Source organism: Inquilinus sp. NPDC058860, assembly GCF_042743185.1.
Lineage (GTDB): Bacteria > Pseudomonadota > Alphaproteobacteria > DSM-16000 > Inquilinaceae > Inquilinus.
In genome coordinates, this window is the sequence record NZ_JBHYMS010000045.1 from 1 (window position 1) to 26,135 (window position 26,135).

The window sequence follows — 26,135 nt, forward strand, 5'->3', positions numbered from 1 at the left end:
CCCCCTACCCCCCTCCCGCAAGGGGAGGGGGGACTCTTTGTGGCGTGGTTCGAGGGAGAACCGTCATGGCCGGCTCGCCTGCCATGCCCCTGATCCGCAACCGCGTGCTGCTGGTGCTGGGGGTGGTGGCGCTGGCCGGGGGGCTGGCGCTGCCGATCCTGACCCATGCGCCGAACCGGCTGCTCTCCGGCAAGCCGATCGGCGCGCTCGACCTGGCCGGGCCCTGGGCGGCGCTGCCGGTCGCCGCGGCCGTCCTGCTGCTGGTCGGCGCGGTCGTGCCGCCGCGGCGCTGGACGCTGGCGGCGCAGCTGGCCGCCGGCATCGGCATCGCCATCGGCCTGGTCTGGCTGGCCGGGATCCAGGCCGAGCTGCTGGCCGCCGGCGCCCGGCCCTCGGCCCGCACCTCGCTCGGCGCCGGCTTCTGGGTGCTGGCCCTGGCCGCCCTGCTGGCCGCCGCCGACGCCGCCCGTCGGCTGACCCTTGGCCCGCTGGCCCGGCTGGCCGCGGCCTTGCTGCTGGCGGTGCCGGTCGCGGCGCTGATCGCCGGCGGCGCGGTCGACCAGCTGTCGCTGATGAAGGAATACGTCCAGCAGCACGGCGTGTTCGGCCCGCAGGTGCTGCGCCACCTGCTGCTGGTCGGGCTGGCGCTGGTGCCGACGCTGCTGATCGGCGTGCCGCTGGGCATCGCCGCGCATCGCTCCGCCGCCGCGCGCGGGCCGATCTTCTCGATCCTCGGCATCATCCAGACGATCCCGTCGATCGCGCTGTTCGGCCTGCTGATCGCGCCGCTCTCGGCCCTGTCCGCCGCCCTGCCCTGGCTCGGCGTCAGCGGCATCGGCATCACCCCGGCGGTGATCGCCCTCACCCTCTATTCGCTGCTGCCGATCGCCCGCAACACCGCCGCCGGGCTGGGCCAGGTCGAGGCCGGGGTGATCGACGCCGCCCGCGGCATCGGCATGACGAGACGCCAGATCTTCCGCAAGGTCGAGGTGCCGCTGGCCCTGCCCGTCTTCCTGTCCGGCCTGCGCATCACCCTGATCCAGGCGATCGGCCTGGCCGCGGTGGCGGCGCTGATCGGCGCCGGCGGCCTGGGCGCCGTGATGTTCCAGGGCCTGTTCGCCAACGCCCTCGACCTGGTGCTGCTGGGCGCGCTGCCGATCATCCTGATGGCGGTGGCGGTCGATGCCGTGTTCCGCATCCTGGTCGACGCCTTGCAACGGAGAGCCGCATGATCGAGTTCGAGCATGTCAGCAAGGTGTTCGACGGCATCAAGGCGGTCGACGACCTGACCCTGAGCGTTCCCGACGGCGCCTTCTGCGCCCTGATCGGCTCCTCCGGCTCCGGCAAGTCGACCAGCCTGCGCATGATCAACCGGCTGATCCCGCACAGCGAAGGCACGCTCAAGGTCGGCGGCGAGGACGTGACCACGATCCCGGTCGAGGCGCTGCGCCGCCGCCTGGGCTACGCCATCCAGTCGATCGGCCTGTTCCCGCACTGGACCGTGGCCCGCAACATCGCCGCGGTGCCGGCCCTGCTGGGCTGGCCGCAATCGAAGATCGACGACCGGGTGCGCGAGCTCCTGGACCTGCTGCAGCTCGACCCGCGCTTCGCCGAGAAATACCCGCACCAGCTGTCCGGCGGGCAGCAGCAGCGGGTCGGCGTCGCCCGGGCGCTGGCCGCCGACCCCGAGGTGCTGCTGATGGACGAGCCCTTCGGCGCGCTCGACCCCATCACCCGCGACGCGCTGCAGGGCGAGCTGGCGCGGATCCACCGCGAGACCGGCAAGACCATCGTCTTCGTCACCCACGACATGGACGAGGCGCTGCGCCTGGCCAGCCAGATCGCCATCCTCGACCACGGCCGGCTGGTGCAGCTGGGCAGCCCGCGCGAGATCCTCACCTCCCCCGCCAACGACTTCGTCCGCGACTTCATCGGCCGCGACGACCTCGGGCTGAAGCTGCTGGCCACCGAGACCGCGGCGGACCGGGTGCGGCCCGGCGAGGCGGCCCACGGCGCGCCGATCCCGGCCGAGACGTCGCTGCGCACCGCCCTGTCGATCCTGGTCGCGCGCCACGCCGACAGCGCCCCGGTGGCGGCGGCGGACGGCCGGCCGCTGGGCACTCTGCATCTCGACGACCTGGTGCGGGCGTGAGCGTCGCCCAGCCTGCCGCAGCCGACCCCACGCGCCCGGGCTGGCACCCCTGGCGCGACCCGCTGCTGTGGCTGGCCGCCGGCTTCGCCGTGCTGGTGTTCGGGCTGCCGCTCACGAAGCCGCTGTTCGCCGCCTGGTTCCCGCAGCTGGAGCGACCCTTCTACGAGGCCGACAGCTTCCCCGCCCTGGTGCTGGCTCATGTCCTGCTGGTCGGGGCGTCGAGCCTGATCGCGATCGTCATCGGGGTCGCCGCCGGGATCTTTGTCACCCGCCGGTCCGGGGCGGAGTTCCGCGGCCTGGTCGAGACGGTGACGGCGATGGGCCAGACCTTCCCGCCGGTGGCGGTGCTGGCGATCGCGGTGCCGCTGATCGGCTTCGGCGCCTGGCCGGCGCTGATCGCCCTGTCGCTGTACGGCCTGCTGCCGGTCGTCGAGAACACCATCGCCGGGCTGGAGCAGGTGCCGCCGGCGGCGCGCGACGCGGCCGAGGGCATGGGCATGGGGCCGGCCCGGCGCCTGTGGTCGGTCGAGCTGCCCTTGGCGGCGCCGGTGATCCTGGCCGGCATCCGCACCTCGGTCGCGATCAACATCGGCACCGCGGCGATCGCCTCGACCGTCGGCGCCCGGACCCTGGGCACGCCGATCATCGTCGGGCTGAACGGCAACAACCTCGCCTATGTCATCCAGGGCGCGCTGGTGGTCGGCACGCTGGCGGTGCTGGCCGACCTCGCCCTCGGCCGCGTGACCGACCTGCTGCAGCGCTGGAAGCGGGCCTGAGGCGCCTCAGCTTCGCGGCTTGTTGTCGCCGAGCCAGACGCGCGGCCCCGGTCCCAGCCGGGCGGCGCGGTCCGCCGGGTTGACCAGGCCGCAGGAGGACAGCGACAGGCAGCCGCAGCCGATGCAGCCGGCGAGGCCGGATCTCAGCCGCTCCAGCTCCGCGATCCGCTCGTCGATCCGCCGGGTCCAGCCGCCGGACAGGCGCGACCAGTCCTCGCCGGTCGGGATATGGTCGGTCGGCAGCGTGTCCAACTCGGCCTTCACCTCCTCCAGCGACATGCCGATGCGCTGGGCGAAGACGATGAAGGCGATCCGCCTCAGCACCGCCCGTGGAAAGCGGCGATGGCCGGAGCCGGCCCGCTCGGACCGGATCAGCCCCCGCTCCTCGTAATAGCGCAGCGCCGAGGCGGCGACGCCGCTGCGCCGCGACACCTGGTTGATCGTCAGGACTCCGTCCATGGCATGGTCCGTCACGGTCGATACTCAAGCTAACTTGAGCTTTGTACCTGCATGGATCAAGCCGGAATGGAATCTCAGGCCAGGGCCGGGGCGCGCTTGTCCAGGGTGTAGGACAGGACCGCGACGGCCAAACCGATCACGGCGACGGCGGCGCCGAGATAAGGGAGCTGACCATAGGGCATGCCGGCGGTGATCGCGGCACCGCCGAGCCAGGCCCCGGCGGCGTTGCCGAGGTTGAAGGCGCCCTGGTTCAGGGTCGAGGCCAGGTTCGGCGCCTCATGCGCCTGGTCGACCACGCGGGTCTGCAGCGGCGCGCCGAGGCTGAACTGGACCACGCCCCACAGCACCATCGCTGTGACGGCCGGCACCATCATCGGCGCGGCCAGGCCGAAGCCGGCGCAGGCCACGGCCAGCGCGGTGAAGCTCATCATCACCGCCGGCATCAGCCGCCAGTCGGCCAGCCGGCCGCCGAACAGGTTGCCGACGGTGATGCCTACGCCGAACAGCAGGAGGGCGGTGGTGACGCCCTGCGGCGTCAGGCCGGAGACGGTCTCGAGAATGGGCGTGATGTAGGTGAAAACGGTGAACAGGCTGACCGAGGACAGGATGCTGAGCGCCATGGCCAGCAGGACCTGCGGCTTGCGCAGCACCGAGAATTCGGACAGCAGGTTGCCGGCCGGCGCCTCGCGGTCGCGCGGCAGGATGAAGGCGATGGCCAGCGCCGCGGCGATGCCGATCGGCACGATGGCGCCGAAGGTGGCGCGCCAGCCGGCGACATGGCCCAGCGCGGTGCCGAAGGGCACACCCAGGACATTGGCCAGGGTGAGGCCGGAGAACATCAGCGCGATGGCGCGGGAGCGCTGGTGCCGCGGCACGAGGCCGGCGGCGACCACGGCGCCGATGCCGAAGAAGGCGCCGTGGCACAGCGCCGTCAGCACCCGCGCCGCCATCAGCGACCAGTAGTCGGGCGCCAGCGCGCACATCAGGTTGCCGAGGATGAAGACGCCCATCAGCCCGAGCAGCGTGGTCTTGCGCGGCAGCCTGGCCGTCATCAGCGCCACGATCGGCGCGCCGATGGTGACGCTGAGCGCGTATCCCGAGACCAGCATGCCGGCCGCCGGGATCGAGACGCCGAGGTCCCGCGCCACGTCGGGCAAGAGGCCCATGATCACGAATTCGGTGGTGCCGATGCCGAACGCGGCGACGGCCAGGGCGAAGAGCGGCAGCGGCATGAGGGGCGAATCCGATGACGGGAGTTCGCCCCTAGAATGCGCGCTTATCTTGCCGATACGTCATACGAATGCTGCAATGCAGCATTCGGGAAATGCGGGGCGGAGGTTGCGCGTGTTCGCTGAGGCGAGTGACTACCAGAAAACGAAGTCGCGCTCGCTGAGCTGGGAGGCCGCCGTGATACCGTCCAGCCTGATCGTGATGTCCACCATGCTGTCGCCGTCTGCGTCGACAAGCACTTGTCCGGCTGAGAAGCGCGCCTCCGTGTTGCCGTGACCCGTAAAGGCAGCTGAGCCAAGATATGTGAAAACTCCATGCAGGAAACCATCATAGTCAAATAATATCTTATCATTTTCGGACAAATTAAAATCAACTATTGTATCTATCCCATCATCTTTTCCAGAAAACCTAAAATAATCCTGTCCATATCCTCCTGATAGACGATCGTTTCCTTCACCACCTCCGATGGTATCGCTCCCCCCTCTTGCAAAAATTACGTCATCACCAGAATTTCCATAAAGTTGATCAATATCAGCGCCGCCTGTTATGCTATCATTTCCACCGCCACCGAAGAACGTATCGCCCGAGTCACTACAGATAATAGAGTCGACTCCCAACCCTCCATGGACTGTCCTACCACCAAGGCCGGTATATGCCGCCCCAAGCGTCAAAGAATTTCCAAAATCTGACAATATAATTTTATCTGCCTGGACATCAGAGCTAACAAATCCTAAATCGCCACTGTTATAAATTTTAATAGTATTTGCTATTATTTTATCTATCGAAATGATATTTTCAACCGAAATTTGCGCAATACCATATTCAACTACCAACTCTTCCAAGTTATATAAATATATTTTCGAAAAATCGATTAAGCTAAAAGAATCTCCGCTTACCCAGATTCTATCATACCCATCACCACCGTCATAAACTTCCCCTGCCATCAAATCATTTTGGTGTTCATTAAACTGATCATTTCCCTCACCTCCACTTAAGTAGTCTCTGCCAGCACCGCCGCGCAAGTCGTCGCGTCCATCACCACCAAACACTCGATCGTTGCCGGCGCCTCCACTCAGGACATTTTGTTCTGCATTGCCCGTAATGGTGTTCGCCAAAGCATTGCCGATTCCCGAGACGTCTGCCGCGCCCGTCAGGTTCATCTCCTCGATATTGGAGCCGAGCGTGAAGCTGACCGAGGCCCGCACCCGGTCATAGCCCTCATTCGCCAGTTCCTGGATCCGGTCGCCGGCCGAGTCCACGTCATAGACGTCGTCGCCCTTGCCGCCGATCAGGATGTCGTTTCCAGCGCTGCCGTTGAGCACGTTGTTCCCGACGTTGCCGATGATGGTGTTGTTCAGCGCGTTGCCCGTGCCGACCAGGCCGGCCGTGCCTTCCAGGATCAGGTTCTCGATATTGGCCGCGAGCTGATGGCTGACCCGGGCGTGCACCCGGTCGACGCCTTCGCCCGCCCGTTCCACCACCCTGTCGCCGGCCGAATCGACGAGGTAGACGTCGTTGCCCTTGCCCCCGATCAGCAGGTCGTCGCCTGCGCCGCCGTTGAGCACGTTGTTCCCGGCGTTGCCGACGATGGTGTTCGCCAACGCATTGCCCGCGCCGTTGATGGCGCCGGTGCCGGTCAGGTTCAGCTCCTCGATACTGGAGCTGAGCGTGAAGCTGACCGCGGCCCGCACCCGGTCGTAACCCTCGTTCCCCAATTCCTGGATCCGGTCGCCGGTCGAGTCCACGTCGTAGACGTCATCGCCCTTGCCGCCGATCAGGATATCGTCGCCGGCGCTGCCGTTAAGCACGTTGTTCCCGGCATTGCCGATGAGGGTGTTGTCCAGCGCGTTGCCGGTGCCGGCCAGGTCGGCCGTGCCTTCCAGGATCAGGTTCTCGACATGGGCCGCGAGCTGATGGCTGACCCGGGCATGCACCCGGTCGACGCCTTCGCCAGCCCGCTCCACCACCCGGTCGCCGGCCGAATCGACGAGATAGACGTCGTTGCCGAGACCGCCGACCAGGATGTCGCCGCCCCGCCCCCCGTCGAGCACGTCATTGCCGCCCACGCCATAGAGCGTGTCGTTGCCGTCCAGACCGTACACGCGATCCGCCTCGGCGCTGCCGACGATTCTGTCGGCGGCCGCCGTGCCTGAAAATACCGGCATGAAATCCTCTCCCCCACCAAATCAGGCGCGCCTCGGCCGGTGTTCTCCCGGCCCTCCCGCGCCCATGCCAGCTTAATCCCGGCTCCGCCTCGCTCGGCAATCCGGATTCTGCGAATTCGTGAAAAAATTCATATATCGCCGAGGCGCCCCGGCCGTATCGCCGCCATGCTAGGGTCCGCCTCGCCCGATCCCGACCCGAGACCGCCATGGCCCGCCGTCTGCCCCATCTCCTCGCGCTCCGCGCCTTCGAGGCCGTCGGCCGCCTCGGCAGCGTCCGCGCCGCGGGGGAGGAGCTGGCGGTCAGCCACACCGTGGTGTCGCGCCATGTCCGCAACCTGGAGCAGCGCCTCGGCGCCCGGCTGCTGCGGCCGGCCGGGCGCGGCCTGGCGCTGACGCCGGAGGGCGCGCGCTACCTGGCCCAGGTGGGCAATGCCCTGGACCTGATCGAGCGCGCCACCGCCGAGCTGTCCGCCCCGCGCCGCCGCATGCTGGCGATCTGGTGCGCCCCCGGCGTCGCCTCGCGCCGGGTGCTGCCGCTTCTGCCGGAGCTGGAGGCGCTGCTGCCGGAGCACGAGATCACCCTGCTGCCGACCCTGGCCCGGCCCGACTTTGCCCGTGACGAGGCCGACGCCGAGATCATCTATCTGGAGGCGGTGGCGCCGCGCGACGGGGTGCGGGCCGAGCTCCTGTCCAGCCCGCGCGTCTTCCCGGTGGCCAGCGCCGCCTTCCGCGCCCGCCACGCCGATGTCGCGGCGCCGGCCGACCTGCTGCGGGTGCCGCTGATCCACGAGGAGTCGACCGAGCAGTGGGAGCGCTGGCTGCACAAGGCCGGGGTGGCGGAGCTGCCGCCGCTGCGCGGCCCGCGGCTGTGGCATGCCCATCTGGCGATCGAGGCGGCCCGCCTGGGCCAGGGCATCGCTTTGGCCAACGCCGTGCTGGCCGGCGAGGACCTGGCCGCAGGCGGGCTGGTCGAGATGGTGCCGTCCGACATCCGCCTCGGCGGCTACCACTTCCTGTCCGAGGCGGCGCGCTGGGACGAGCCCGGCCTGGCCACGCTGCGGCGCTGGCTGCGCGATCTGTTCGCGACGCCGAGCGGCAATGGTGCATAGGATGCACCGGACGCGTTCAAACTAGGCGATTGTGCAACGAGGCTGCCGCACCGACCTTCTGTCTGTCGCCTGACCCGAGAGGATGCGCATGACCACCAATGCCGAGCTTTTTGAGCGCCGCAACGCCGCCGTCGTCCGCGGGGTCGGGCACACCACGCCGATCTCCGCCGCCCGCGCGCTGAACGCCGAGATCTGGGACGTCGAGGGCAAGCGCTATGTCGACTTCGCCGGCGGCATCGCGGTGGTCAACACCGGCCATTGCCATCCCAAGGTGATCGCCGCCGTCCAGGAGCAGATGGCGAACTTCACCCACACCTGCTTCCAGGTGATGCTGTACGAGCCCTATATCGAGCTGGCCGAGAAGCTGAACGCGCTGGCCCCGATCAGCGGCCCGCTGAAGACCGTGTTCTTCACCACCGGCGCCGAGGCGACCGAGAACGCGGTGAAGATCGCCCGCGCCGCCACCGGCCGCAGCGGCGTGATCTCCTTCACCGGCGCCTTCCACGGCCGCACCGTCATGGCCTCGGCCATGACCGGCAAGGTGGTGCCGTACAAGAAGGGCCTGGGTCCGGTGCTGCCCGAAGTCTGGCACCTGCCCTTCCCCGTGGCCCAGCACGGCGTCACCGTCGAGGATTCGCTGAAGGCGCTGAGCTTCCTGTTCAAGGCCGATGTCGACCCGTCCCGCGTCGCCGCGATCATCATCGAGCCGGTGCAGGGCGAAGGCGGCTTCTACGAGACCCCGGGCGAGCTGATGCGCGCCCTGCGCCGGGTCTGCGACGAGCACGGCATCGTGCTGATCGCAGACGAGGTGCAGACCGGCTTCGGCCGCACCGGCAAGATGTTCGCGATGGAGCATTTCGACGTCGAGGCCGACCTGATCTGCGTCGCCAAGAGCCTGGCCGGCGGCTTCCCGCTGTCCGGCGTGATCGGCCGGGCGCCGATCATGGATGCGGCCGATCCCGGCGGGCTGGGCGGCACCTATGCCGGCAACCCGCTGGCCTGCGCCGCGGCGCTGGCGGTGCTGGAGGTGTTCAAGGAGGAGAAGCTGCTGGAGCGCTCCAACGCCATCGGCGCCCGGATCAAGGCGCGGCTGGAGACGCTGTCGCGGCGCAACGACCTGCTGCCGATCGCCGGCATCCGCGGCCTGGGCGGCATGGTCGCCTTCGAGATCGTCAAGTCGCGCGGCGCCTACGACCCCGATGCCGACGCCACCAGGAAGGTGACGCAGAAGGCCTATGAGAACGGCCTGGTGCTGCTGTCCTGCGGCGTCAACGCCAATGTCGTCCGCATCCTGGTGCCGCTGACCGCCAGCGACGCCATCGTCGACGAAGGCCTGGACGTGCTGGAGACGGCGCTGGCCGCGGCCTGATCGACGCGCGTTAGTCCCCTTTTCTGTCATGCCCGGGCTCGACCCGGGCATCCAGGGCGGCAAGAGCTGCTCTGCGCGGCCCCTGGATTGCCGGGTCAAGCCCGGCAATGACAGCAAAGAGCAGCGAAGGCGCCTTTGCGCCATTCCGTTCCGTGACCCCGTGAGGTCCCTATGCTGACCCTGAACGACCCCACCCTGCTGAAGAGCCAGGCCCTGATCGGCGGCTCCTGGATCGGCGAGGCCGTCGATGCGGTGACCAACCCGGCGACCGGCGAGACGCTGGGCCGCGTGCCGCGCTTCGGCGAGGCCGAGGCCACCGATGCCGTCGAGGCCGCCGAGGCCGCCTTCGGCCCCTGGGCGAAGAAGACCGCCAAGGAGCGCTCCGCCATCCTGCGTCGCTGGTTCGACCTGATCCTGGCGAACAGGGAGGACATCGCCCTGATCATGACCAGCGAGCAGGGCAAGCCGCTGGCGGAGGCGCGGGGCGAGGTCGACTACGCCGCCTCCTTCGTCGAGTTCTATGCCGAGGAGGCCAAGCGCATCTACGGCGAGACCATCCCGAGCCACCGCGCCGATGCCCGCATCCTGGTGATGAAGCAGCCGATCGGCGTGGTCGCGGCGATCACGCCCTGGAACTTCCCGGCGGCGATGATCACCCGCAAGGTCTCGCCGGCCCTGGCCGCCGGCTGCACCGCCGTGATCAAGCCGGCGCCGGAGACGCCGCTGACCGCCCTGGCCCTGGCCGAGCTGGCGGTGCGCGCCGGCGTGCCGGCCGGCGTGCTGAACGTGATCACCGGCGACGCGCCGAAGATCGGCCGCGTGCTGACCGGCCACCCCGCCGTGAAGTTCGTCGGCTTCACCGGGTCGACCGAGGTCGGCAAGCTGCTGATGCGCCAGGCCGCGGACACGGTGAAGAAGGTCGGGCTGGAGCTGGGCGGCAACGCGCCCTTCATCGTGTTCGACGACGCCGACATCGACGCGGCGGTCGAGGGCGCGCTGGCCTCGAAGTTCCGCAACATGGGCCAGACCTGCGTCTGCGCCAACCGGATCTACGTCCAGGACGCGGTCCATGACGATTTCGTCGCCCGCTTCGCCGCCAAGGTGAAGGCGATGAAGGTCGGCAACGGCATCGAGCCCGGCGTGGTCCAGGGCCCGCTGATCACCCTGGAGGCGGTGGAGAAGATCGAGCGCCACATCGCCGACGCCACGGCCAAGGGCGCCGCGGTCGTCACCGGCGGCCACCGCCACGCGCTGGGCGGCACCTTCTTCGAGCCGACGGTGCTGTCCGGCGCCACCACCGAGATGGTGGTGACGCAGGAGGAGACCTTCGGCCCGCTGGCCCCGGTCTACCGCTTCCGCGACGAGGCGGATGTGGTGGCCCAGGCCAACGCCACGCCCTTCGGCCTGGCCGCTTATTTCTACGCCCGCGACCTGGGCCGGGTGTTCCGGGTGGCGGAGGCGCTGGACTACGGCATCGTCGGCGTCAATGCCGGCGTCGTCGCCACCGAGGTGGCGCCCTTCGGCGGAGTCAAGGAATCCGGCCTCGGCCGCGAGGGCTCGCATCACGGCATCGAGGAGTTCGTGGAGCTGAAATACGTGCTGCTCGCCGGAATGGGCGAGTAAGCCGTAGGTTGGGTTCGCCAACGCGAACCCAACCTACGTCATTATCCCTCAAAACCGCCGGCCGGCCGGCTCCATCACCGCCATGGTGAAGCGGACCGGCCGTGCGCCCTTGCAGGCGTAGCTGTGCGGCCGGTCGCTGTGCAGCAGCGCCGAGGTGCCGGCCGGCACCTCGTGCGGGCGGCCTTCGACCTCGAGCAGCAGCGTGCCGGCGGTGACGTGCAGCAGCTCGCGCGTGCCGGCCGGATGCGGGTCGGAGACATGCCGCTCGCGCGGCTTCAGCTCCCAGCGCCACAGCTCCAGCATGTCCGGCCCGTCGCTGCCGACCAGCAGCACCGCGGCGCCGCCCTCCGGCCCGGCCCAGAGCCGCGCCGCCTCCCCCGGCCCGACCAGCCGCACCACCTCCCCCCCGCTCAGGTCGACCAGCTGCGCCACCGAGACGCCGAGCGCCGCGGCCACCCGGCACAGCGTGGCGATCGAGGGGTTGGAGCGGGCGTTCTCGATCTGCACCAGCATGCCCTTGCTGACGCCGGACAGCCGGGCCAGCGCGTCCAGCGACAGGCGCCGTTCCCGCCGCCGCTCGGCGACATGGCGCGCCACCGCCGTCGCGGTCGCCGCCTCGGCGTCTTCGGGCGCCGCGCCGGTCACTATATTGACCTGTTCGGTCATCTCGGCCTATTCAACAAAGTGATCCTTCCGGTCATTTTAGCGAACCGAGCCGATGCTGTCCGCCCTGCCTGTCGTCGATCCTGCCATCCGGGCGCTCCGCCCCGATTTCGTGGCGCTGAGCCTGGTGGCGCGCGGCGCCCGCAACGGCCCGAGCGATGCCGAGAGCGCGGCCCGGCTGATCGAGGCCTGCCAGGCCGCAGCTGACGGCCCCGACTGGGCGGCGGCGCATCTGGAGGCCTGGCGCGAGGCCTATCGCGGCTTCGGCGCCAAGCCGCAGCGCACGCCCTGCTCGGCCGAGGCGCTGCGCAAGCGGGCCCAGCGCGACGGCGGGCTGCCGCCGATCAACCGCATGGTCGACCTCTACAATGCGCTGAGCGTGCGCTGGGCCGTGCCGATCGGCGGCGAGGACCTGGCCGCCTATGCGGGGCCGCCGCGGCTGGTGCGGGCGACCGGCGACGAGGTCTTCGAGACGCTGTCGAACGGCGAGGCCGCAGCCGAGCATCCGGAGCCGGGCGAGGTGGTCTGGCGCGACGACCGCGGCGTCACCTGCCGGCGCTGGAACTGGCGCCAGGGCCCGCGCACCCGCCTCGACCTGCCGACGACCGAGATGTGGTTCGTGATCGAGCGGCTGGAGCCGATGCCGCTCGCGGCGCTGGAGGCGGTCGGCCGCGAGCTGGCGGACGGCATCCGCGCGATCGCGCCGGACGGCCGGATCGAGACCACGCTGCTGGCCCATTGAGCCTGGAAGCCCAAGGCAGGTCGCGCGCATCGCGCCTTCTCTCCCCGGCGCTTCCGGGGCGTGACAACGGTCCGGCCGATGCCGGGTCGACTGCAGCATGCGGGGTTTCGGCCGCGGCCGTTAGATCCAGACAAGGGCGATCGATGGTACCAGATGGATCATATGGCTAGCGGATCGACACGCCTGACCCGCACCGATCAATCGTCGCGATCGACCGGGCGGCCGATCGCTGCGGCGACGAGCGCATCTCGCACCTGCCGGAACAGCCCGGCCGGAAGGAAGCCGAAGCTCGCCGAAGGTTCGCGGCCGCGGATCGGCCGGATGTCGTAGCCGGGCCAGGTGAACCGGTTCCACTCGGAGACGATGATCCAGGAACGCTCGGCCGAAAGGCCGAGCTGGCGGCGCACCGCCTCCGGAACTTCGACCGCCTGTTGGTCTCGTCCGGGCGGCCTGGTGGTCATCGGCACGACATGGACCTGGTCGAGACCGTCGACGGATGCCGTGACAAGGACGACGGCGACCGGCCGATCCTTCACGCCCTCGTCGCGGCCCTCCCGATACTCGCGCTCCCAGAGATAGCTGTAGTTGATGACCTCGCCCGGTTTAGGAAGAGCCGAGCTGGGCCTCTGCGTCTTCGCACTCGGGCGCGGGCTCGACGGCCCGGATCGCCGCAAGGGTTTCGTCATCCAGATCCTCCGCGCGGCCCGCGACGCGCTCTCGACGGCGCAGGCGCTCATATTCGTCGATGGGGACCATGACGAAGCGCACGCGACCATTCCGGCTGACGCCGACCGGGCGGATCATCGCCTCGTCGGAGTAGCGGCCGAACTGCTTCTGCAGCTCGCTCGAGGGAACGATTTCCATGCCTTTCGCCATGAGCGGGTGCTCCGGTGCGGTTTTGCGAGTTTCGGGTTCAGCGTGCGAGGATCTGAGCGTCTTGGCGCGTTTCGGTGTCTCGGTTCGATCTGGCAGGTTCAGCGTTTTCGAGTCTGCGGAGCACACGGGCTCCCTATGTTCCGGAAGATAGGTATAATCCGGAGAATCGTCAATTCCCGGGAGATGCGGTGAATGAGCTCGGGACTGGGCAGGCGTGAATCGGCACGCGGCGGTTTCCAGGGCCGGCGCGCAGCGGATGCCAGGGTCCATGAGCATCGGAAGCTTCCAACCCGCCGCCAGGCGGCCGCAGCCGGTGTATTGCCGAACAATCGCTCAGATCCAGCCGCCGTCCACCACATAGGTCTGGCTGGTGCACATGCGGGCGTCGTCCGAGGCCAGGAAGGCGACCATGCGGGCGATGTCGTCCGGCTCGACGAAGCCCTTGAGGCATTGCGACGCCATGATCCGCTCGACGTATTCGGGCGTGTACCAGAGCTTGACCTGCCGCTCGGTCCGGACCGCGCCGGGCAGCACGCAGTTGACGCGGATGCCCTCGGCCCCGAGGTCGCGCGCCAGGCTGCGGGTCAGGCCCTCGATCGCCGCCTTGGCGGTGGTGTAGGCCGGCATGCCGCCCATCCCGGCGCGCCAGGAGATCGAGCCGAAATTGACCACCGAGCCGCCGCCGGCGTCGCGCATCGCCGCCCGCACCGCCTGCACCGCGAAGAACTGGTGCTTCAGGTTCACCGCCAGCCGGTCGTCCCAGTAGTCCGGCGTCACCTCGTCGATGCTGTGGCGCTGGTCGTGCCCGGCATTGTTGACCAGCACCCGGATCGGCCCGGCCGCCGCCTCCGCCGCCCGCACCATGGCGCGCAGCGCGTCGATGTCGCGCAGGTCGCAGGGCAGGAAGGTCGGGGCCGCCAGCCCCTCCCCCGCCAGCCGCTCGACCAGCGCCCGCGACGACTCCGCGTCGATGTCGCAGAACACGACCCGGCTGTTCTGGCGGACGAAATGCTCGACCAGTGCGGCGCCGATGCCGGAGCCGCCGCCGGTGATCAGCACGGCCCGGTCCTGCAGGCTGGGATAGAGGGCGAAGTCGGTCATGATGCGGCCTGGAAAGGGATGGAGGGAATCGGGGTCAGTCCCGGACCAGCGTCAGCTTGCGCTCGAACAGCGCCAGCACCTCCGCCAGGACGTGGCCGCGGCGGAGGCGGTGCCGGCCTTCATAGACGCCGTACTCCGTCCCCTGCGGCCCCACCGTCTTGGCGATGCCGTAGAGCGGACGGTCGTGGCTGTGCCGGAACACGCTGAACACGGCGATGCCGACGCCGTGGTCGATCGCGTAGTCGCGCCACTCGCCGGCGGCGACGCGGTCGAAATAGAGGCCGAGGAGCTGGCCCAGCTCGCCGCGGTTGAAATAGACGCGCCCGCGGCCGCGCCTTATCTGGGAGAGATCGAGAACCTGCGACATGCGCCGGACGGAACGCCTCGACACGGTTGAGTCGGTCAGGCCGAGTGTTGGACAAATCCGGCCGCGCGTCCAGACGGTGCGCGCCCCGATCGCAGCGGAGTCCGATCGCAGCGCCGGTGCATATCGCCTTATCGCCGCCACACCGCTGGATTGTCTTCCCGGAACCAATCGTCTAGGTAAGGCGGCTCGGCCGCGACGCCCGGCCGAGGCGGCGCCCTGTTCGGAACCTTGTGAATGACCGATATCTTCCGCGAAGTCGACGAAGCCCTGCGCGAAGATCGCGTCAAGGCGATCTGGAACCGCTACGGCACGCTGATCATCGCCGGCGCGGTCGCGGTCGTCCTCGGCACCGGCGCCTTCGTCGGCTGGCGCAGCTACAGCCAGAGCCAGGCGCAGTCGCAGACCCGGGCCCTGGTCGACGCCCAGCAGCAGGCCGCCGCCACCCCGCAGAACGCCGCCTCGATCTACGCCGCCGTCGCCGCCGACAGCAGCGCCGACCGTGCCGCCCTGGCCCGTCTCCTGGAGGCCCGCGCCGATCTCGACGCCGGCAAGCGCGACGAGGCCGGCAAGGTCTACCAGCAGATCGCCGGCGACAGCGGCGTCAATACGGTGGTGCGCGACCTCGCCCGCCTCTATTCGGTCATGGCCCGGCTCGACGACGGCGACCCCGCGGCGCTGAACGAGGAGCTGGCGCCGCTGGCGGCCGACGGCGCGCCCTGGCGGGCCGCGGCGCGCGAGCTGCAGGGCCTGCTTGCCCTGCGCCAGAAGGATGCGGCCAAGGCCCGCGAGATCTTCGAGGCGCTGTCGAAGGACCCCGCCTCGCCCCCCGGCGTGCGCAGCCGGGCCGAACAGCTCCTCAGCATTTCGAGCAATTGAGGGACCACCCCATGCGGCGACGCCATCTGCTGCCCCGGCTCTCCATCCTCGCGCTCGCCGGGGTCCTCGGCGCCTGCAGCTGGTTCAAGGAAGCCAAGACGCCGCTGCCGGGCGAACGGATCTCGGTCATCAGCCGCACCGAAGGGCTGGAGCCCGCGGCCGATGCCGGCCAGCCGAGCGTTCTGCCGGCGGTGCGCACCAACCCCGACTGGCGCAACCCGGGCGGCGCGGTGAACCACGTCAACGGCAACCTGGCGCTGAAGATCCCGTTCCAGCGGGCCTGGAGCAGCAGCATCGGCAGCGGCGACAGCAGCAGCGCGGCCCTGCTGACCGGCCCGGTGATCGCCGAGGGCAAGGTCTACATCACCGACGCCTCCGGCCGGCTGAACTCGCTCGACGCCGCCACCGGCCGCTCCCACTGGCGGGTGCGGGTGGCGGATCCGGAGCAGGACAGCGTGCCGATCGGCGGCGGCGCCGCCTATGCCGACGGCACGGTCTACGCCACCACCGGTTTCGGCGAGGCCGTGGCGGTCGACCCGCAGAACGGCGGCCTGATCTGGCGCAGCAAGCTGGCCGGCCCGGTGCGCGGCGCGCCGACCGTGACCCAGGGCCGCGTCGTCACCATCACCGTCGACAACCAGACCGAGGTGCTGGACGCCAAGACCGGCACCCAGGTGTGGAGCCATGCCGGCATCACCGAGGCCTCCGCCCTGCTCGGCAGCGGCAGCCCCGCCGTCGACAACGGCGTGGTGGTGGCGCCCTATTCCTCGGGCGAGCTGTTCGGCCTGCGCATCGAGAACGGCCGGCCGGTGTGGGCCGCCAATGTCGGCGGCGGCGCCGCACGCGCCGCCGGGGCCCTGGCCGGCCTGGCCGACATCACCGCCATGCCGGCGATCGACGGCGACCTGGTGGTCGCGGTCAGCCACGGCAACCAGGCGGTCGGCATCGACATGCGCTCGGGCGCCACGGTCTGGGAGCAGCCGGTCAGCGGGACGCAGATGCCCTGGGTCGCCGGTGACACGATCTATCTGGTCTCCACCGGCGGCGTGGTCGTGGCGCTGGCCCGCAACACCGGCAAGGTGCGCTGGGTCCGCGAGCTGGAGCGCTGGACCGATCCCGAGGACAAGGAAGGCCCGATCACCTGGACCGGCCCGGTGCTGGCCGGCGACACGCTGATCCTGGCCAGCTCGACCGGCGACGGCGTGCTGATCGCGCCCAGGACCGGCGAGGTCACCGGCCATTTCGAGACCGACCCGACGCGGATCGCCCCGGTGGTCGCCGACGGAACCCTGTATATTGTCGGCACCGGCGGCACCCTGACCGCCTATCGCTGAGCAGTCCCGAGCGCATGCCCTTCACCCTCGCCATCATCGGCCGGCCGAATGTCGGCAAGTCGACGCTGTTCAACCGGCTGGTCGGCAAGCGCACCGCGCTGGTCGACGACACGCCGGGGGTGACGCGCGACCGCCGCATCGGCGAGGGCCGGCTGGCCGATCTGAGCTTCCGGGTGATCGACACCGCCGGGCTGGAGGAGGCGTTCGACGACAGCCTCGAGGCGCGGATGCGGCAGCAGACCGAGGCGGCGCTGCGCGAGGCCGATGTCGCGCTGATGCTGATCGACGCCCGCGCCGGGGTGACGCCGCTGGACAAGCACTTCGCGCAATGGCTGCGGCGCCAGGGCGGCAAGGTGCTGCTGCTGGCCAACAAATGCGAGGGCCGCGCCGCCGAGGCCGGGCTGCACGAGGCCTGGGCCCTGGGGCTGGGCGAGCCGATCGCGATCTCCGCCGCCCATGGCGAGGGGCTGGTCGACCTGGTCGACGCGCTGCGGCCGCTGATGCCGGCCGAGGACGAGGACGCGGCCGGGGCCGACGGCGAGGACGACGCGGCGATGCCGGAGGAGGAGGGCGAGGGCGACACGGTCGATCCGGAGCGCGACCTCGCCCGGCCGATCCGCCTCGCCATCATCGGCCGGCCGAATGTCGGCAAGTCGACCCTGATGAACGCCCTGCTGCGCGAGGAGCGGGTGCTGACCGGGCCCGAGGCCGGCATCACCCGCGACGCCATCGGCGTCGACTGGACCTGGCGCGGCCAGGCGATCCATCTGGTCGACACCGCCGGCCTCAGGCGCAAGGCGCGGATCGACAAGGTCGACGACAAGATCGAGTTCATGTCGGTCGGCGACACGCTGGAGACGATCCGGCTGGCCCATGTCTGCGTGCTGCTGCTGGACGCCGGCGCGATCATGGACAAGCAGGACCTGACCATCGCCCGGCACGTGATCGAGGAAGGCCGCGCCCTCGTCATCGCGATCAACAAATGGGACGCGGTCGAGGACCACGCCGCGGCGCTGCGGCAGCTGAGCGACAAGCTGCAGACCTCGATGCCCCAGGTGCGCGGCGTGCCGACCGTCACCATCTCCGCCCTGCGCGGCCAGAAGCTGGACAGGCTGATGGACGCGGTGCTGGACATCCACAAGGTGTGGAACCGCCGGGTCCGCACCGGGCCCTTGAACCGCTGGCTGCCGGCGATGCTGGAGGCGCATCCGCCGCAGCTGGTGCGCGGCCGCCGGCTGAAGATCCGCTACATCACCCAGGTCAAGGCCCGGCCGCCGACCTTCGCCCTGTTCGTGTCCCAGGCGGAAGAGTTCCCGGACAGCTATCTGCGCTATCTGGTGAACGGGCTGCGCGAGAGCTTCGATCTGGCCGGGGTGCCGATCCGGGTGGTGCTGCGCCAGCCGAAGAACCCCTACGCCGACAAGGACTGAGGGCGCCGGCCTTTTGCCGGACGATTGCAATCGGGCCGCGGCGGGGTCACAGTCCCTTCCCTTGCGGGAGGAGACTGGAATGATTCACGAGCTGCGCGTCTATTACGCCGTGCCGGGCAAGCTGCCCGCCGTGCTGAACCGCTTCGAGACCATCACCCTGAAGATCTGGGAGCGCTTCGGCATCCGCCAGGCCGGGTTCTGGACCGTCGAGATCGGCGAGACGAACCAGGCCCTGTACTACCTGCTGGAATGGGAGTCCCTGGCCGAGCGGGAGCAGAAATGGTCCGCCTTCGTGACCGATCCGGAGTGGCTGGAGAAGCGCGCCGGGACCGAGCGCGACGGCCCGATCGTGTCGCACATCACCAACGCCATCCTGAAGCCGACGGCGTTCTCCAAGGTCAAGTAGCCGGCCTGCCGACCGACGGGGGCGGCCGGTTGCGGCCGCCCTTTCCCTTTGCCGGAGAGGACCGATGACCAAAACCTCATCCGACCGGGAGCACTGGGCCCGTGTCGCGCGGGACTGGACGGCCTGGGCGCGGAAGCCGGGCCATGATGCCTTCTGGGCCTATCGCGAGGCGCTGGTCGGCTATATCGGCCGCGGCCCGGGCGAGGCGCTGGACCTCGGCTGCGGCGAGGGCCGGGTGTCGCGCGAGCTGACGGCGCTGGGGTACCGCGTCACCGCCGCCGACACCGTGGCCGAGCTGGTGGAGATCGCGGCCGAAGCCGGCTCCGCCCAGGACTACGCCGTGGCCGACGCCGCCGCCCTGCCCTTCGAGGACGGCCGCTTCGACCTGGTGGTCGCCTACAACATGCTGATGGATGTCGAGGACGTGCCGGGCGCGCTGCGCGAGGTGCGGCGCGTGCTGCGGCCGGGCGGCACTCTGATGGTGTCGCTGGTCCACCCGTTCCGCGACCGCGGCCGCTTTGCCGGGCCGGAGCCGGACGCGCCCTTCGTCTTCGAGGGCAGCTATTACGGCCGCGAGCGCTTCGAGGGCAGCGAGGAGCGCGACGGGCTGCGCATGGATTTCGCCGGCTGGTCGCAGCCGCTCGAGGCCTATGCCGCGGCGCTGGAGGCGGCAGGCCTCGCCATCACCTCGATCCGCGAGCCGCAGCCGGATCGTCCGGACGGCAGCGACCGGCTGCGACAATGGACGCGGCTGCCGCTGTTCCTGTGGCTGAAGGCCCGGCCTCTGCCGTAGGTTGGGTTCGCCGGGCGCACCCAACATCGTTTGCCCGGCCGTCCCTGTTGGGTTCGCGGACGCGAACCCAACCTACGCCAAAATCTTCCCCGGGTTCAGGATGCCCTTCGGGTCCAGCGCCGCCTTCACCGCCGCCATCGCCGCCCGCCGCGCCGGGTCGGCGTAGCGGCGGAAGGCGTCCTGCTTCTCCAGCCCGATGCCGTGCTCGGCGGAGAAGGAGCCGCCGGATTCGGCGAGGCCGTCATAGAGGATCGCCTCGATCCGCGCCTCCGACCCCTCCGGCCAGTCGCCGACCAGCACATGCAGGTTGCCGTCGGCGAGATGGCCGAAGACATAGACCCGCATCGCCGGCGAGAAGGTCGCCGCCAGCTCCGCCCGGATCCGCTCGACATAGGCCGGCAGCCCCGACAGCGGCACCGAGACGTCGAAGGTCTTCACCCCCGGGCAGGCGCGGCCGATCGCGTCGGAATCGTCGCGGATGCGCCAGAACAGCTCGCGCTGCCGCTCGTTCTGCGCCAGGGCGGCGCCGGCGACCGCCCCCTCCTGCCACAGCGCCCCGATCTCCGCCTCCATTGCCGCGGCGATGTCGGTGTCCGGGTCCTGCTCGGCCTCGGTCAGGAGATAGACCGGCGCCGGATCCAGGCCGAAGCCGGACAGGGCCACGCCGTGCTCCTGCGCCACCGTCTCGGCATAGGCGTGCCACATGATCTCCAGCGCCCGCAGCCGGCCCGGGAAGCGGTCGCGCAGCCGCAGGGCCGCGGCCAGCGCCGCCTCGGCCGAGGCGCAGGCGACCAGCGCCGTCGCCGCCGGGGCGACCTGCCGCTCCAGCCGCACGACCGCGCGGGTGACGATGCCGAGCGTGCCCTCCGACCCGGCGATCAGGTCCTTCAGGTCGTAGCCGGTGTTGTTCTTCAGCACCCGCACCAGGTCGGAGACCACGGTGCCGTCGGCGCGCAGGAATTCGAGGCCGAGCACGCGGTGGCGCATGGTGCCGCGGCGGAACGCCTCGATGCCGCCGGCATTGGTCGCGATCATGCCGCCGATGGTGGCGGAGCCGCGGGCGGCGAGATCGATGCCCGGCGTCAGGCCGTGTTCGGCCGCGGCACCCTGCAGCTGCTGCAGCGTCACCCCGGCCTCGACCACGGCAAGGCGGCCGGCGGTGTCGATCTCGACCACCCGGTCGAGCCGGCGGGTGCTGAGCACGATCTGCCCCGGCCGCGAGGCGCCGCCGCCGACCAGCCCGGTGCGGCCGCCATGGGGCACGACGGAGATTCCGGCCTCGTGGCACAGCGCCAGCACCGCCGAGGCCTCGTCCACTGTGCGCGGCGAGGCCTGGACGCCGGCGGCCAGGTTGTCGGGATGATAGCCGGGATGGGCGCCGGCCAGGGCGTCGCCCCGCGCCAGCCCGCCCGGGCCGAGCAGCGCGTCGAGGCGGGCGAGGAAGGCGGCGTCGAGGGTGGAGGAAGCCGGCAAGTTGTCTCTCCATCTGTCATGCCCGGGCTTGACCCGGGCATCCAGAGACTGTCGACATCTTCTGGATTGCCGGGTCAAGCCCGGCAATGACAGCAAACACTAGACGGCCGCTTCCATCCTTTCCGTCACGCCGCCTTGCGCGCGGCGACGAAGACCGACTCGTCGGTGCCCAGCGGCACCGGCTCCGGCCGCTGGCAAACGCTCTCGATGGTGACGTGGCGGCCCTCGGTCGAGGACAGGGCGAACGCCTCCATCACCTCCAGCGCGTGCAGCGCCAGCTCACCGGAGGCGCGGTGCGGCCGGCCCTCGCGGATCGCGACCGCCATGTCGAGCGCGCCGATGATGCGGTAGTCGGCCACCGACCGGCCGTCCTTCAGCGGCCGGTTCGGCGTGCCGAAGGGATGCGCCGCGATGTCGACATCCTGCCAGTCGCCGGCCTGGGCGCTGACCTGCGGCGCGCCGCCGAAGAAGTTCGGGTCGGGCACCAGCAGCGAGCCCTCGGTGCCGTAGATCTCGAACGGGATGCGCTTGTTCTTCCACACGTCCCAGGAGGCGGTGAGCGAGATGTTGGCGCCGCTCTCGAACTCCAGCACCCCGTTGACCGTGGTCGGCACCTCGACCTGGATGATCTGGCCGGCCAAAGGCTCGCTGGTGACCTTGCGGGTCGGATAGCCCTTGGTGGCGACCGCCGCCACCCGCTTCACCGGCCCGAGCAGGTTGATCAGCTGGGTGACGTAGTACGGCCCGATGTCGAGGATCGGCCCGCCGCCCGGCTTGAAGAAGAACTCCGGGTTCGGGTGCCAGCTCTCCATGCCGCGCGAGATCACCGCCGCGGCGCCGCCGACCACCTGGCCGATGCGGCCCTCGTCGATCAGCCGGCGGCAGGCCTGGTGGGCGCCGCCGAGGAAGGTGTCGGGGGCGCAGCCGATGCGCAGGCCGGCCTTTGCCGCGGCCTGGGCCAGGGCGCGGGCGTCGCCCAGCGTCGCCGCCAGCGGCTTCTCCAGATAGACATGCTTGCCGGCGGCGATGATCTGCAGCCCGACCGCGGCATGGGCCAGCGGCACGGTCAGGTTGATGACGATCTCGATCTCCGGGTCGGCCAGCAGCTCGTCGACCGTGAGCGCGGTGACGCCGTATTGCCGGGCCTTGGCTTCGGCCGCTTCGCGCCGCAGGTCGGCGCAGGCCTTGACGCGCACCAGGCTGGATCCGGCGGCGCCGCGGAAATAGGCGTCGCTGATGTTGCCGCAGCCGATGATGCCGAGGGTGACGGGGGTCATGGATGGAGTCTCCGGAGGTGTCTTGGTTGGCCCTTCGTCGGCGTCGCTCTTCCCTTCCCCACCCTGTCATTGCCGGGCTTGACCCGGCAATCCAGAAGGTCTCGACAGTCTCTGGATGCCCGGGTCAAGCCCGGGCATGACAGTAAGGGAATGGAGAGGTCGGTGCCGACGAAGATCCTTCAGGTCAGGCCGGCAGGCCCTTGAGGAAGTCGAAGCTGGCCTTGGCGAAGGCGTCGGGGTGCTTGGGGTTGTCGTGCTCGACCACCATCCACTCGGCGCCCGCCGACCGGCATTCGCGCCACAGCCGCGGCCAGTCCAGCGTGCCGGTGCCGACATCGGTCCAGCCGTCCTCGTCGGTCTTCTGGCCGGCCGGGGCGATGTCCTTGACATGGGCCGACGTCACCCGCGCCTTCTCCTTCGCCAGCCAGTCGGACGGGTTGGCCCCGCCGCGTGCCAGCCAGGCGACGTCGACCTGCCAGGTCAGCGGATGGCCGTCGGCGCCGTCGAAGAAATGGGCCAGCGCCGGGCGGCCGTCCGCCATCGCTTCCAGCTCCCAATGGTGGTTGTGGTAGCCGAGCTTGATGCCGCGGTCGGCCAGCCGGGCGGCGAACTCGCCGAGCTCCTGCCCCGCCTGGCGCCAACGGGCGCCGTCGCCCTTGCGCTCGTCGGCCGGCAGGGCCGGCATGAACAGCTGGGTCAGGCCGACGGTCCTGGCACCCTCGACCACCCAGTCCAGCCGATCGCGCAGCGCCGGCAGGCCGATATGGCCGGAGGACGCGGTCAGGCCGCGGGAATCGAGCTTGCGGCGGGTGCCGGCGGCATCGTCGAAATGCGACTGGATCGTCTCGACATGGCGGTAGCCGGCGGCGGCCACGGCGTCGAGCTGCTTGTCGAGATCGCCGTAGTTGCGGAGGCTGTAGAGCTGGATGGAGATCACATCCGGAGTGGACATCGCTTCCTCTGGGGTTTGAAGCCGGTCTGGGGCCGGCGTCTGGTCGCCGGCTTTGCCGGCGGTCTTGTCCCGGGGGCCGGCCTTACAGCCGGCGCTCGGTCTGGGTGCTGAACAGGGAGGCCTTGGACAGGTCGAGCGTCAGCCGGGCGCCGCCCGGCAGCGCCCGCGCCCGGTCCGGTGGCAGGCGGACGGAGACGCGCTTGCCGGCGAGTTCGAACCAGGCCAGCGTGTCGGCGCCCATCGGCTCGGTGAAGAGCAGCGGCGCCTCCACCGGCACGCCCGGCGCGCCGTCATCGGCCAGGCCGATATCCTCCGGCCGGAAGCCGAGCACGATCTCGTTCCCGGCCGCGGGCTCGGACAGGAAGGGATAGGCCCCGAGCGGCAGGTCGTGGCCGTCGATCCGGGCGGCCATGCCGTCGGACGGCACCACCGTCCCGGGCAGGAAGTTCATCGCCGGGGAGCCGACGAAGCCGGCCACGAACAGGGAGGCCGGTTTCTCGTACAGCGTCTGCGGGTCGGCATACTGCTCGACCTGCCCGCCCTTCATCACCGCGATGCGGGTCGCCAGCGTCATCGCCTCAACCTGGTCGTGGGTGACGTAGATGATGGTCGAGCCGAGCTCCTGGTGCAGGCGCTTGATCTCGACCCGCATCTCGGTGCGCAGCTTGGCGTCGAGATTGGACAAGGGCTCGTCGAACAGGAACACCTGGGCGTCGCGCACCAGGGCCCGGCCGATCGCCACGCGCTGGCGCTGCCCGCCCGAGAGCTGCCCCGGCTTGCGGTCCAGGAGCTCGCGGATCTGCAGCAGGTCGGCGGCCCAGGCGACGCGCTTCTCCACCTCCTCCTTCGCCACGCGGTTGACGCGCAGCCCGAAGGACAGGTTCCTGCGCACCGTCATGGTCGGGTACAGGGCGTAGGACTGGAACACCATGGCCAGGCCGCGCGCGCTCGGCTCTGCGTCGGTGACGTCGACGCCGCCGATCACGATCTCGCCGGAATCGACGTCGTCGAGGCCGGCGATGGCGTTGAGCAGGGTGGACTTGCCGCAGCCGGACGGGCCGAGCAGCACGGTGAAGGCGCCGGGATCGACGTCGATGTCGATCTCGCGCAGCACGTGCAGCGGGCCGTAGGACTTGTTCAGGCGTCGGATGGAAATGCCGGAGGACATGGGCTTACCCCTTCACGGCGCCCGAGGCGATGCCGCGGACGAAGTACCGGCCGGAGAGGAAGTAGACGACCAGGGGCGGGATCGCCGCCAGCAGCGTCGCCGCCATGTCGACATTGTATTCGACCTCTCCGGTCGTGGTGTTGACGATGTTGTTGAGCTGGACCGTCATCGGCAGGTTCTCGCGGCCGGCGAAGATCAGGCCGAGCAGATAGTCGTTCCAGATGCCGGTGACCTGCAGGATCAGCGCCACCATCAGGATGTTCAGCGACATCGGCAGCATGATCTGCAGGAAGATGCGGAAGAAGCCGGCGCCGTCGACCCGCGCGGCCTTGACCAGCTCCTCCGGCAGGCCGGCGTAGAAGTTGCGGAAGATCAGGGTCAGCACCGGCAGGCCGAAGATGACGTGGATCAGCACGATCCCCGGCAGGGTGCCGTAGAGCGACAGGGTCGAGAACACCTTCACCAGGGGGTAGAGGATCACCTGGTAGGGAATGAAGGCGCCCAGCATCAGCAGCGTCAGGATCAGGTTGGCGCCGCGGAAGCGCCACTGCGCCAGGGCGTAGCCGTTCAGCGCGCTGACCAGGATCGACAGGATCACGCTCGGCACCAGGATCTTGACCGAGTTCCAGAAGCCGACATGCAGCCCGTCGCAGAACAGGCCGGTGCAGGCCGAGAACCAGGCCTTGTCCCAGGCCTCCAGCGTCGGCGCCGCCGGCAGGGCGAAAAGCGAGCCCTGGCGGATCTCGTCCATCGGCTTCAGCGAGGTGTTGAAGGCGATCAGCAGCGGGATGGCGAAGAACAGCGCCGAGACCACCAGGAAGGCGTAGAGCCCGAGGCGCCCGGCGGTGCCATGCGAAGGGGCGCGGCGGCGGGCGGCGCGCGGGATGGCGCCGGCGACGGCGTCGGTCATCGGTTCCTCCGCCCGAGTTCGATGTAGAGATAGGGGGCGAGCGCCGCCAGCACCGCGGTCAGCATGATCACCGCGCCGGCCGAGGCGAGGCCGACATTGGCGCGCTCGAAGGTCAGGTCGACCACGAACTTGGCCGGCATGTCGGTGGCGTTGCCGGGGCCGCCATTGGTCATGGCGACGACCAGGTCGTAGCTCTTCACCACCGCGATCGCGAGCAGGACGAAGCAGGTGACGATCAGGGGCCGCAGCATCGGCAGCACGATCGAGACATAGGTGCGCCAGCGCGGGATGCCCTCGACCCGGGCGGCGCGCCAGATCTCGTGGTCGATGCCGCGCAGCCCGGCCAGCATGATCGCCATGATCAGGCCGGAGGAATGCCAGATCGCGGCGACGACCAGGGTGTAGATCGCCCGGTCGCGGTCGACGATCCAGTCGAAGGTGAAGCTCTCCCAGCCCAGGTCGCGGACGAAGTCCTGCAGCCCCATGGTCGGGTTGAGGAACCAGCGCCAGGCCAGGCCGGTGACGATGAAGGACATCGACAGCGGGTACAGGAAGACGGTGCGGAACGCCCCTTCGAACCGGACCTTCTGGTCGATCAGCACGGCCAGCAGCGTTCCGAAAAGCAGCGCCCCGACGATGAACAGCCCGCCGAACACGAACATGTTGCTGAAGGCGGTGTGCCAGCGCGCGGTCCCGAACAGGCGCACATACTGCCCGATGCCGGCGAAGCTGTAGTTCGGCACCAGCCCGGAGCGCGTGAAGGAGATGTAGATCGTCCACAGGATCGCGCCGTAGAAGCACACCGCCATGATCAGGACGGTGGGCGCGAGCATGGCCTTGGCCGCCGGGTAACGGATGCGGAGCGCGGACATGGTCCCTCCCGG

The 26,135-nt window shown here is 69.9% G+C and carries 26 protein-coding genes; 12 read left to right on the forward strand and 14 right to left on the reverse strand.

The annotated features are described in order from the left end of the window. Positions 1-65: 65 nt before the first annotated feature. The 3 genes from ACFW16_RS25720 to ACFW16_RS25730 are packed head-to-tail and all read left to right on the forward strand — an operon-like array spanning position 66 to position 2,928. Complete coding sequence (locus ACFW16_RS25720; RefSeq protein ID WP_380310437.1) at positions 66-1,232, forward strand: ABC transporter permease; 1,167 nt, start codon at positions 66-68, stop codon at positions 1,230-1,232. After that, entirely contained in the window at positions 1,229-2,152 is a 924-nt protein-coding gene (locus ACFW16_RS25725; RefSeq protein ID WP_380310439.1) for an ABC transporter ATP-binding protein, read from the forward strand. Before ACFW16_RS25720 ends, ACFW16_RS25725 begins: the two co-directional genes overlap by 4 nt. Beyond that, positions 2,149-2,928 (forward strand): ABC transporter permease, encoded by a 780-nt coding sequence (locus ACFW16_RS25730; RefSeq protein ID WP_380310441.1) that lies wholly within the window; start codon positions 2,149-2,151, stop codon positions 2,926-2,928. The genes ACFW16_RS25725 and ACFW16_RS25730 overlap by 4 nt, the downstream gene beginning before the upstream one ends. 6 nt (positions 2,929-2,934) lie before the next feature. Here the strand turns inward: ACFW16_RS25730 and soxR are convergent, their stop codons facing one another. The 3 genes from soxR to ACFW16_RS25745 all read right to left on the reverse strand — a co-directional run bounded on the left by soxR (position 2,935) and on the right by ACFW16_RS25745 (position 6,782). Beyond that, the gene (soxR, locus tag ACFW16_RS25735; protein WP_380310443.1) at positions 2,935-3,387 is read right to left on the reverse strand and encodes a redox-sensitive transcriptional activator SoxR; all 453 of its coding nucleotides are present in this window, start codon (positions 3,385-3,387) and stop codon (positions 2,935-2,937) included. A 74-nt stretch (positions 3,388-3,461) separates the two neighbouring features. Further along, complete coding sequence (locus ACFW16_RS25740) at positions 3,462-4,619, reverse strand: MFS transporter (protein ID WP_380310445.1); 1,158 nt, start codon at positions 4,617-4,619, stop codon at positions 3,462-3,464. A gap of 132 nt (positions 4,620-4,751) precedes the next feature. Continuing rightward, positions 4,752-6,782 (reverse strand): hypothetical protein, encoded by a 2,031-nt coding sequence (locus tag ACFW16_RS25745; RefSeq protein WP_380310447.1) that lies wholly within the window; start codon positions 6,780-6,782, stop codon positions 4,752-4,754. 206 nt (positions 6,783-6,988) lie between these two features. Here ACFW16_RS25745 and ACFW16_RS25750 point away from each other — a divergent pair, with 206 nt between their 5' ends. The 3 genes from ACFW16_RS25750 (at position 6,989) to ACFW16_RS25760 (ending at position 10,883) form a co-directional block, all read left to right on the forward strand. Continuing rightward, positions 6,989-7,891 (forward strand): LysR family transcriptional regulator, encoded by a 903-nt coding sequence (locus tag ACFW16_RS25750; protein ID WP_380310449.1) that lies wholly within the window; start codon positions 6,989-6,991, stop codon positions 7,889-7,891. Positions 7,892-7,979: 88 nt separating this feature from the next. Next, positions 7,980-9,260 (forward strand): 4-aminobutyrate--2-oxoglutarate transaminase, encoded by a 1,281-nt coding sequence (gabT, locus tag ACFW16_RS25755; protein ID WP_380310451.1) that lies wholly within the window; start codon positions 7,980-7,982, stop codon positions 9,258-9,260. Positions 9,261-9,431: 171 nt separating this feature from the next. Then, a complete protein-coding gene (locus tag ACFW16_RS25760) occupies positions 9,432-10,883 on the forward strand; it encodes an NAD-dependent succinate-semialdehyde dehydrogenase (protein WP_380310453.1) in 1,452 nt (483 codons plus the stop codon). 48 nt (positions 10,884-10,931) lie between these two features. Here ACFW16_RS25760 and ACFW16_RS25765 read toward each other — a convergent pair whose 3' ends face one another. Then, the gene (locus ACFW16_RS25765; protein WP_380310455.1) at positions 10,932-11,549 is read right to left on the reverse strand and encodes a helix-turn-helix domain-containing protein; all 618 of its coding nucleotides are present in this window, start codon (positions 11,547-11,549) and stop codon (positions 10,932-10,934) included. Between the two features lie 52 nt (positions 11,550-11,601). On the opposite strand from ACFW16_RS25765, the gene ACFW16_RS25770 reads away from it, so the two are divergent. Further along, positions 11,602-12,288, forward strand: a complete 687-nt coding sequence (locus ACFW16_RS25770; protein ID WP_380310457.1) for a B3/4 domain-containing protein — start codon at positions 11,602-11,604, stop codon at positions 12,286-12,288. A 197-nt stretch (positions 12,289-12,485) separates the two neighbouring features. Here the strand turns inward: ACFW16_RS25770 and ACFW16_RS25775 are convergent, their stop codons facing one another. The 4 genes from ACFW16_RS25775 to ACFW16_RS25790 all read right to left on the reverse strand — a co-directional run bounded on the left by ACFW16_RS25775 (position 12,486) and on the right by ACFW16_RS25790 (position 14,632). Further along, on the reverse strand, positions 12,486-12,974 hold the full coding sequence (locus tag ACFW16_RS25775) for a hypothetical protein (RefSeq protein WP_380310459.1): 489 nt from the start codon (positions 12,972-12,974) through the stop codon (positions 12,486-12,488). Beyond that, positions 12,892-13,164, reverse strand: a complete 273-nt coding sequence (locus tag ACFW16_RS25780; RefSeq protein WP_380310461.1) for a type II toxin-antitoxin system prevent-host-death family antitoxin — start codon at positions 13,162-13,164, stop codon at positions 12,892-12,894. Before ACFW16_RS25780 ends, ACFW16_RS25775 begins: the two co-directional genes overlap by 83 nt. 333 nt (positions 13,165-13,497) lie before the next feature. Then, complete coding sequence (locus tag ACFW16_RS25785; protein ID WP_380310463.1) at positions 13,498-14,265, reverse strand: SDR family NAD(P)-dependent oxidoreductase; 768 nt, start codon at positions 14,263-14,265, stop codon at positions 13,498-13,500. Positions 14,266-14,299: 34 nt separating this feature from the next. Next, positions 14,300-14,632: a DUF2794 domain-containing protein gene (locus ACFW16_RS25790; RefSeq protein WP_380310465.1), complete on the reverse strand. Its 333-nt coding sequence runs from the start codon at positions 14,630-14,632 to the stop codon at positions 14,300-14,302. A 234-nt stretch (positions 14,633-14,866) separates the two neighbouring features. Here ACFW16_RS25790 and ACFW16_RS25795 point away from each other — a divergent pair, with 234 nt between their 5' ends. The 5 genes from ACFW16_RS25795 to ACFW16_RS25815 all read left to right on the forward strand — a co-directional run bounded on the left by ACFW16_RS25795 (position 14,867) and on the right by ACFW16_RS25815 (position 19,471). Continuing rightward, entirely contained in the window at positions 14,867-15,508 is a 642-nt protein-coding gene (locus ACFW16_RS25795; RefSeq protein ID WP_380310467.1) for a tetratricopeptide repeat protein, read from the forward strand. A gap of 11 nt (positions 15,509-15,519) precedes the next feature. Next, complete coding sequence (locus tag ACFW16_RS25800; protein ID WP_380310469.1) at positions 15,520-16,842, forward strand: PQQ-binding-like beta-propeller repeat protein; 1,323 nt, start codon at positions 15,520-15,522, stop codon at positions 16,840-16,842. 14 nt (positions 16,843-16,856) lie between these two features. Then, complete coding sequence (der, locus tag ACFW16_RS25805; RefSeq protein WP_380310471.1) at positions 16,857-18,272, forward strand: ribosome biogenesis GTPase Der; 1,416 nt, start codon at positions 16,857-16,859, stop codon at positions 18,270-18,272. Between the two features lie 79 nt (positions 18,273-18,351). Further along, a complete protein-coding gene (locus tag ACFW16_RS25810) occupies positions 18,352-18,678 on the forward strand; it encodes an NIPSNAP family protein (protein ID WP_380310473.1) in 327 nt (108 codons plus the stop codon). A 64-nt stretch (positions 18,679-18,742) separates the two neighbouring features. Beyond that, positions 18,743-19,471 (forward strand): class I SAM-dependent methyltransferase, encoded by a 729-nt coding sequence (locus tag ACFW16_RS25815; protein ID WP_380310475.1) that lies wholly within the window; start codon positions 18,743-18,745, stop codon positions 19,469-19,471. A 72-nt stretch (positions 19,472-19,543) separates the two neighbouring features. On the opposite strand, the gene ACFW16_RS25820 is transcribed toward ACFW16_RS25815, so the two are convergent. The 6 genes from ACFW16_RS25820 to ACFW16_RS25845 form a co-directional block, all read right to left on the reverse strand. Then, positions 19,544-20,944: an FAD-binding oxidoreductase gene (locus ACFW16_RS25820; RefSeq protein ID WP_380310477.1), complete on the reverse strand. Its 1,401-nt coding sequence runs from the start codon at positions 20,942-20,944 to the stop codon at positions 19,544-19,546. Between the two features lie 125 nt (positions 20,945-21,069). After that, positions 21,070-22,221, reverse strand: a complete 1,152-nt coding sequence (locus ACFW16_RS25825; protein WP_380310479.1) for a Gfo/Idh/MocA family protein — start codon at positions 22,219-22,221, stop codon at positions 21,070-21,072. 184 nt (positions 22,222-22,405) lie between these two features. After that, positions 22,406-23,173, reverse strand: a complete 768-nt coding sequence (locus ACFW16_RS25830; protein WP_380310481.1) for a sugar phosphate isomerase/epimerase family protein — start codon at positions 23,171-23,173, stop codon at positions 22,406-22,408. Between the two features lie 82 nt (positions 23,174-23,255). Next, the gene (locus tag ACFW16_RS25835; RefSeq protein ID WP_380310483.1) at positions 23,256-24,341 is read right to left on the reverse strand and encodes an ABC transporter ATP-binding protein; all 1,086 of its coding nucleotides are present in this window, start codon (positions 24,339-24,341) and stop codon (positions 23,256-23,258) included. 4 nt (positions 24,342-24,345) lie between these two features. Continuing rightward, a complete protein-coding gene (locus tag ACFW16_RS25840) occupies positions 24,346-25,251 on the reverse strand; it encodes a carbohydrate ABC transporter permease (RefSeq protein WP_380310485.1) in 906 nt (301 codons plus the stop codon). Further along, entirely contained in the window at positions 25,248-26,123 is an 876-nt protein-coding gene (locus ACFW16_RS25845; RefSeq protein WP_380310487.1) for a carbohydrate ABC transporter permease, read from the reverse strand. Before ACFW16_RS25845 ends, ACFW16_RS25840 begins: the two co-directional genes overlap by 4 nt. Positions 26,124-26,135 lie beyond the last annotated feature (12 nt).

What these genes read in the sequence shown, in the direction of transcription:
- ACFW16_RS25785 (WP_380310463.1), bottom strand. Translation starts at nt 14,265, where the DNA reads ATGACCGACTTCGCCCTCTATCCCAGCCTGCAGGACCGGGCCGTGCTG.
- ACFW16_RS25825 (WP_380310479.1), bottom strand. Translation starts at nt 22,221, where the DNA reads ATGACCCCCGTCACCCTCGGCATCATCGGCTGCGGCAACATCAGCGAC.
- ACFW16_RS25725 (WP_380310439.1), top strand. Translation starts at nt 1,229, where the DNA reads ATGATCGAGTTCGAGCATGTCAGCAAGGTGTTCGACGGCATCAAGGCG.
- ACFW16_RS25720 (WP_380310437.1), top strand. Translation starts at nt 66, where the DNA reads ATGGCCGGCTCGCCTGCCATGCCCCTGATCCGCAACCGCGTGCTGCTG.
- ACFW16_RS25790 (WP_380310465.1), bottom strand. Translation starts at nt 14,632, where the DNA reads ATGTCGCAGGTTCTCGATCTCTCCCAGATAAGGCGCGGCCGCGGGCGC.
- ACFW16_RS25835 (WP_380310483.1), bottom strand. Translation starts at nt 24,341, where the DNA reads ATGTCCTCCGGCATTTCCATCCGACGCCTGAACAAGTCCTACGGCCCG.
- ACFW16_RS25740 (WP_380310445.1), bottom strand. Translation starts at nt 4,619, where the DNA reads ATGCCGCTGCCGCTCTTCGCCCTGGCCGTCGCCGCGTTCGGCATCGGC.
- ACFW16_RS25770 (WP_380310457.1), top strand. Translation starts at nt 11,602, where the DNA reads ATGCTGTCCGCCCTGCCTGTCGTCGATCCTGCCATCCGGGCGCTCCGC.
- ACFW16_RS25750 (WP_380310449.1), top strand. Translation starts at nt 6,989, where the DNA reads ATGGCCCGCCGTCTGCCCCATCTCCTCGCGCTCCGCGCCTTCGAGGCC.
- der (WP_380310471.1), top strand. Translation starts at nt 16,857, where the DNA reads ATGCCCTTCACCCTCGCCATCATCGGCCGGCCGAATGTCGGCAAGTCG.
- ACFW16_RS25795 (WP_380310467.1), top strand. Translation starts at nt 14,867, where the DNA reads ATGACCGATATCTTCCGCGAAGTCGACGAAGCCCTGCGCGAAGATCGC.
- ACFW16_RS25815 (WP_380310475.1), top strand. Translation starts at nt 18,743, where the DNA reads ATGACCAAAACCTCATCCGACCGGGAGCACTGGGCCCGTGTCGCGCGG.
- gabT (WP_380310451.1), top strand. Translation starts at nt 7,980, where the DNA reads ATGACCACCAATGCCGAGCTTTTTGAGCGCCGCAACGCCGCCGTCGTC.
- ACFW16_RS25830 (WP_380310481.1), bottom strand. Translation starts at nt 23,173, where the DNA reads ATGTCCACTCCGGATGTGATCTCCATCCAGCTCTACAGCCTCCGCAAC.
- soxR (WP_380310443.1), bottom strand. Translation starts at nt 3,387, where the DNA reads ATGGACGGAGTCCTGACGATCAACCAGGTGTCGCGGCGCAGCGGCGTC.
- ACFW16_RS25775 (WP_380310459.1), bottom strand. Translation starts at nt 12,974, where the DNA reads ATGACGAAACCCTTGCGGCGATCCGGGCCGTCGAGCCCGCGCCCGAGT.
- ACFW16_RS25745 (WP_380310447.1), bottom strand. Translation starts at nt 6,782, where the DNA reads ATGCCGGTATTTTCAGGCACGGCGGCCGCCGACAGAATCGTCGGCAGC.
- ACFW16_RS25780 (WP_380310461.1), bottom strand. Translation starts at nt 13,164, where the DNA reads ATGGCGAAAGGCATGGAAATCGTTCCCTCGAGCGAGCTGCAGAAGCAG.
- ACFW16_RS25845 (WP_380310487.1), bottom strand. Translation starts at nt 26,123, where the DNA reads ATGTCCGCGCTCCGCATCCGTTACCCGGCGGCCAAGGCCATGCTCGCG.
- ACFW16_RS25800 (WP_380310469.1), top strand. Translation starts at nt 15,520, where the DNA reads ATGCGGCGACGCCATCTGCTGCCCCGGCTCTCCATCCTCGCGCTCGCC.
- ACFW16_RS25840 (WP_380310485.1), bottom strand. Translation starts at nt 25,251, where the DNA reads ATGACCGACGCCGTCGCCGGCGCCATCCCGCGCGCCGCCCGCCGCCGC.
- ACFW16_RS25765 (WP_380310455.1), bottom strand. Translation starts at nt 11,549, where the DNA reads ATGACCGAACAGGTCAATATAGTGACCGGCGCGGCGCCCGAAGACGCC.
- ACFW16_RS25760 (WP_380310453.1), top strand. Translation starts at nt 9,432, where the DNA reads ATGCTGACCCTGAACGACCCCACCCTGCTGAAGAGCCAGGCCCTGATC.
- ACFW16_RS25810 (WP_380310473.1), top strand. Translation starts at nt 18,352, where the DNA reads ATGATTCACGAGCTGCGCGTCTATTACGCCGTGCCGGGCAAGCTGCCC.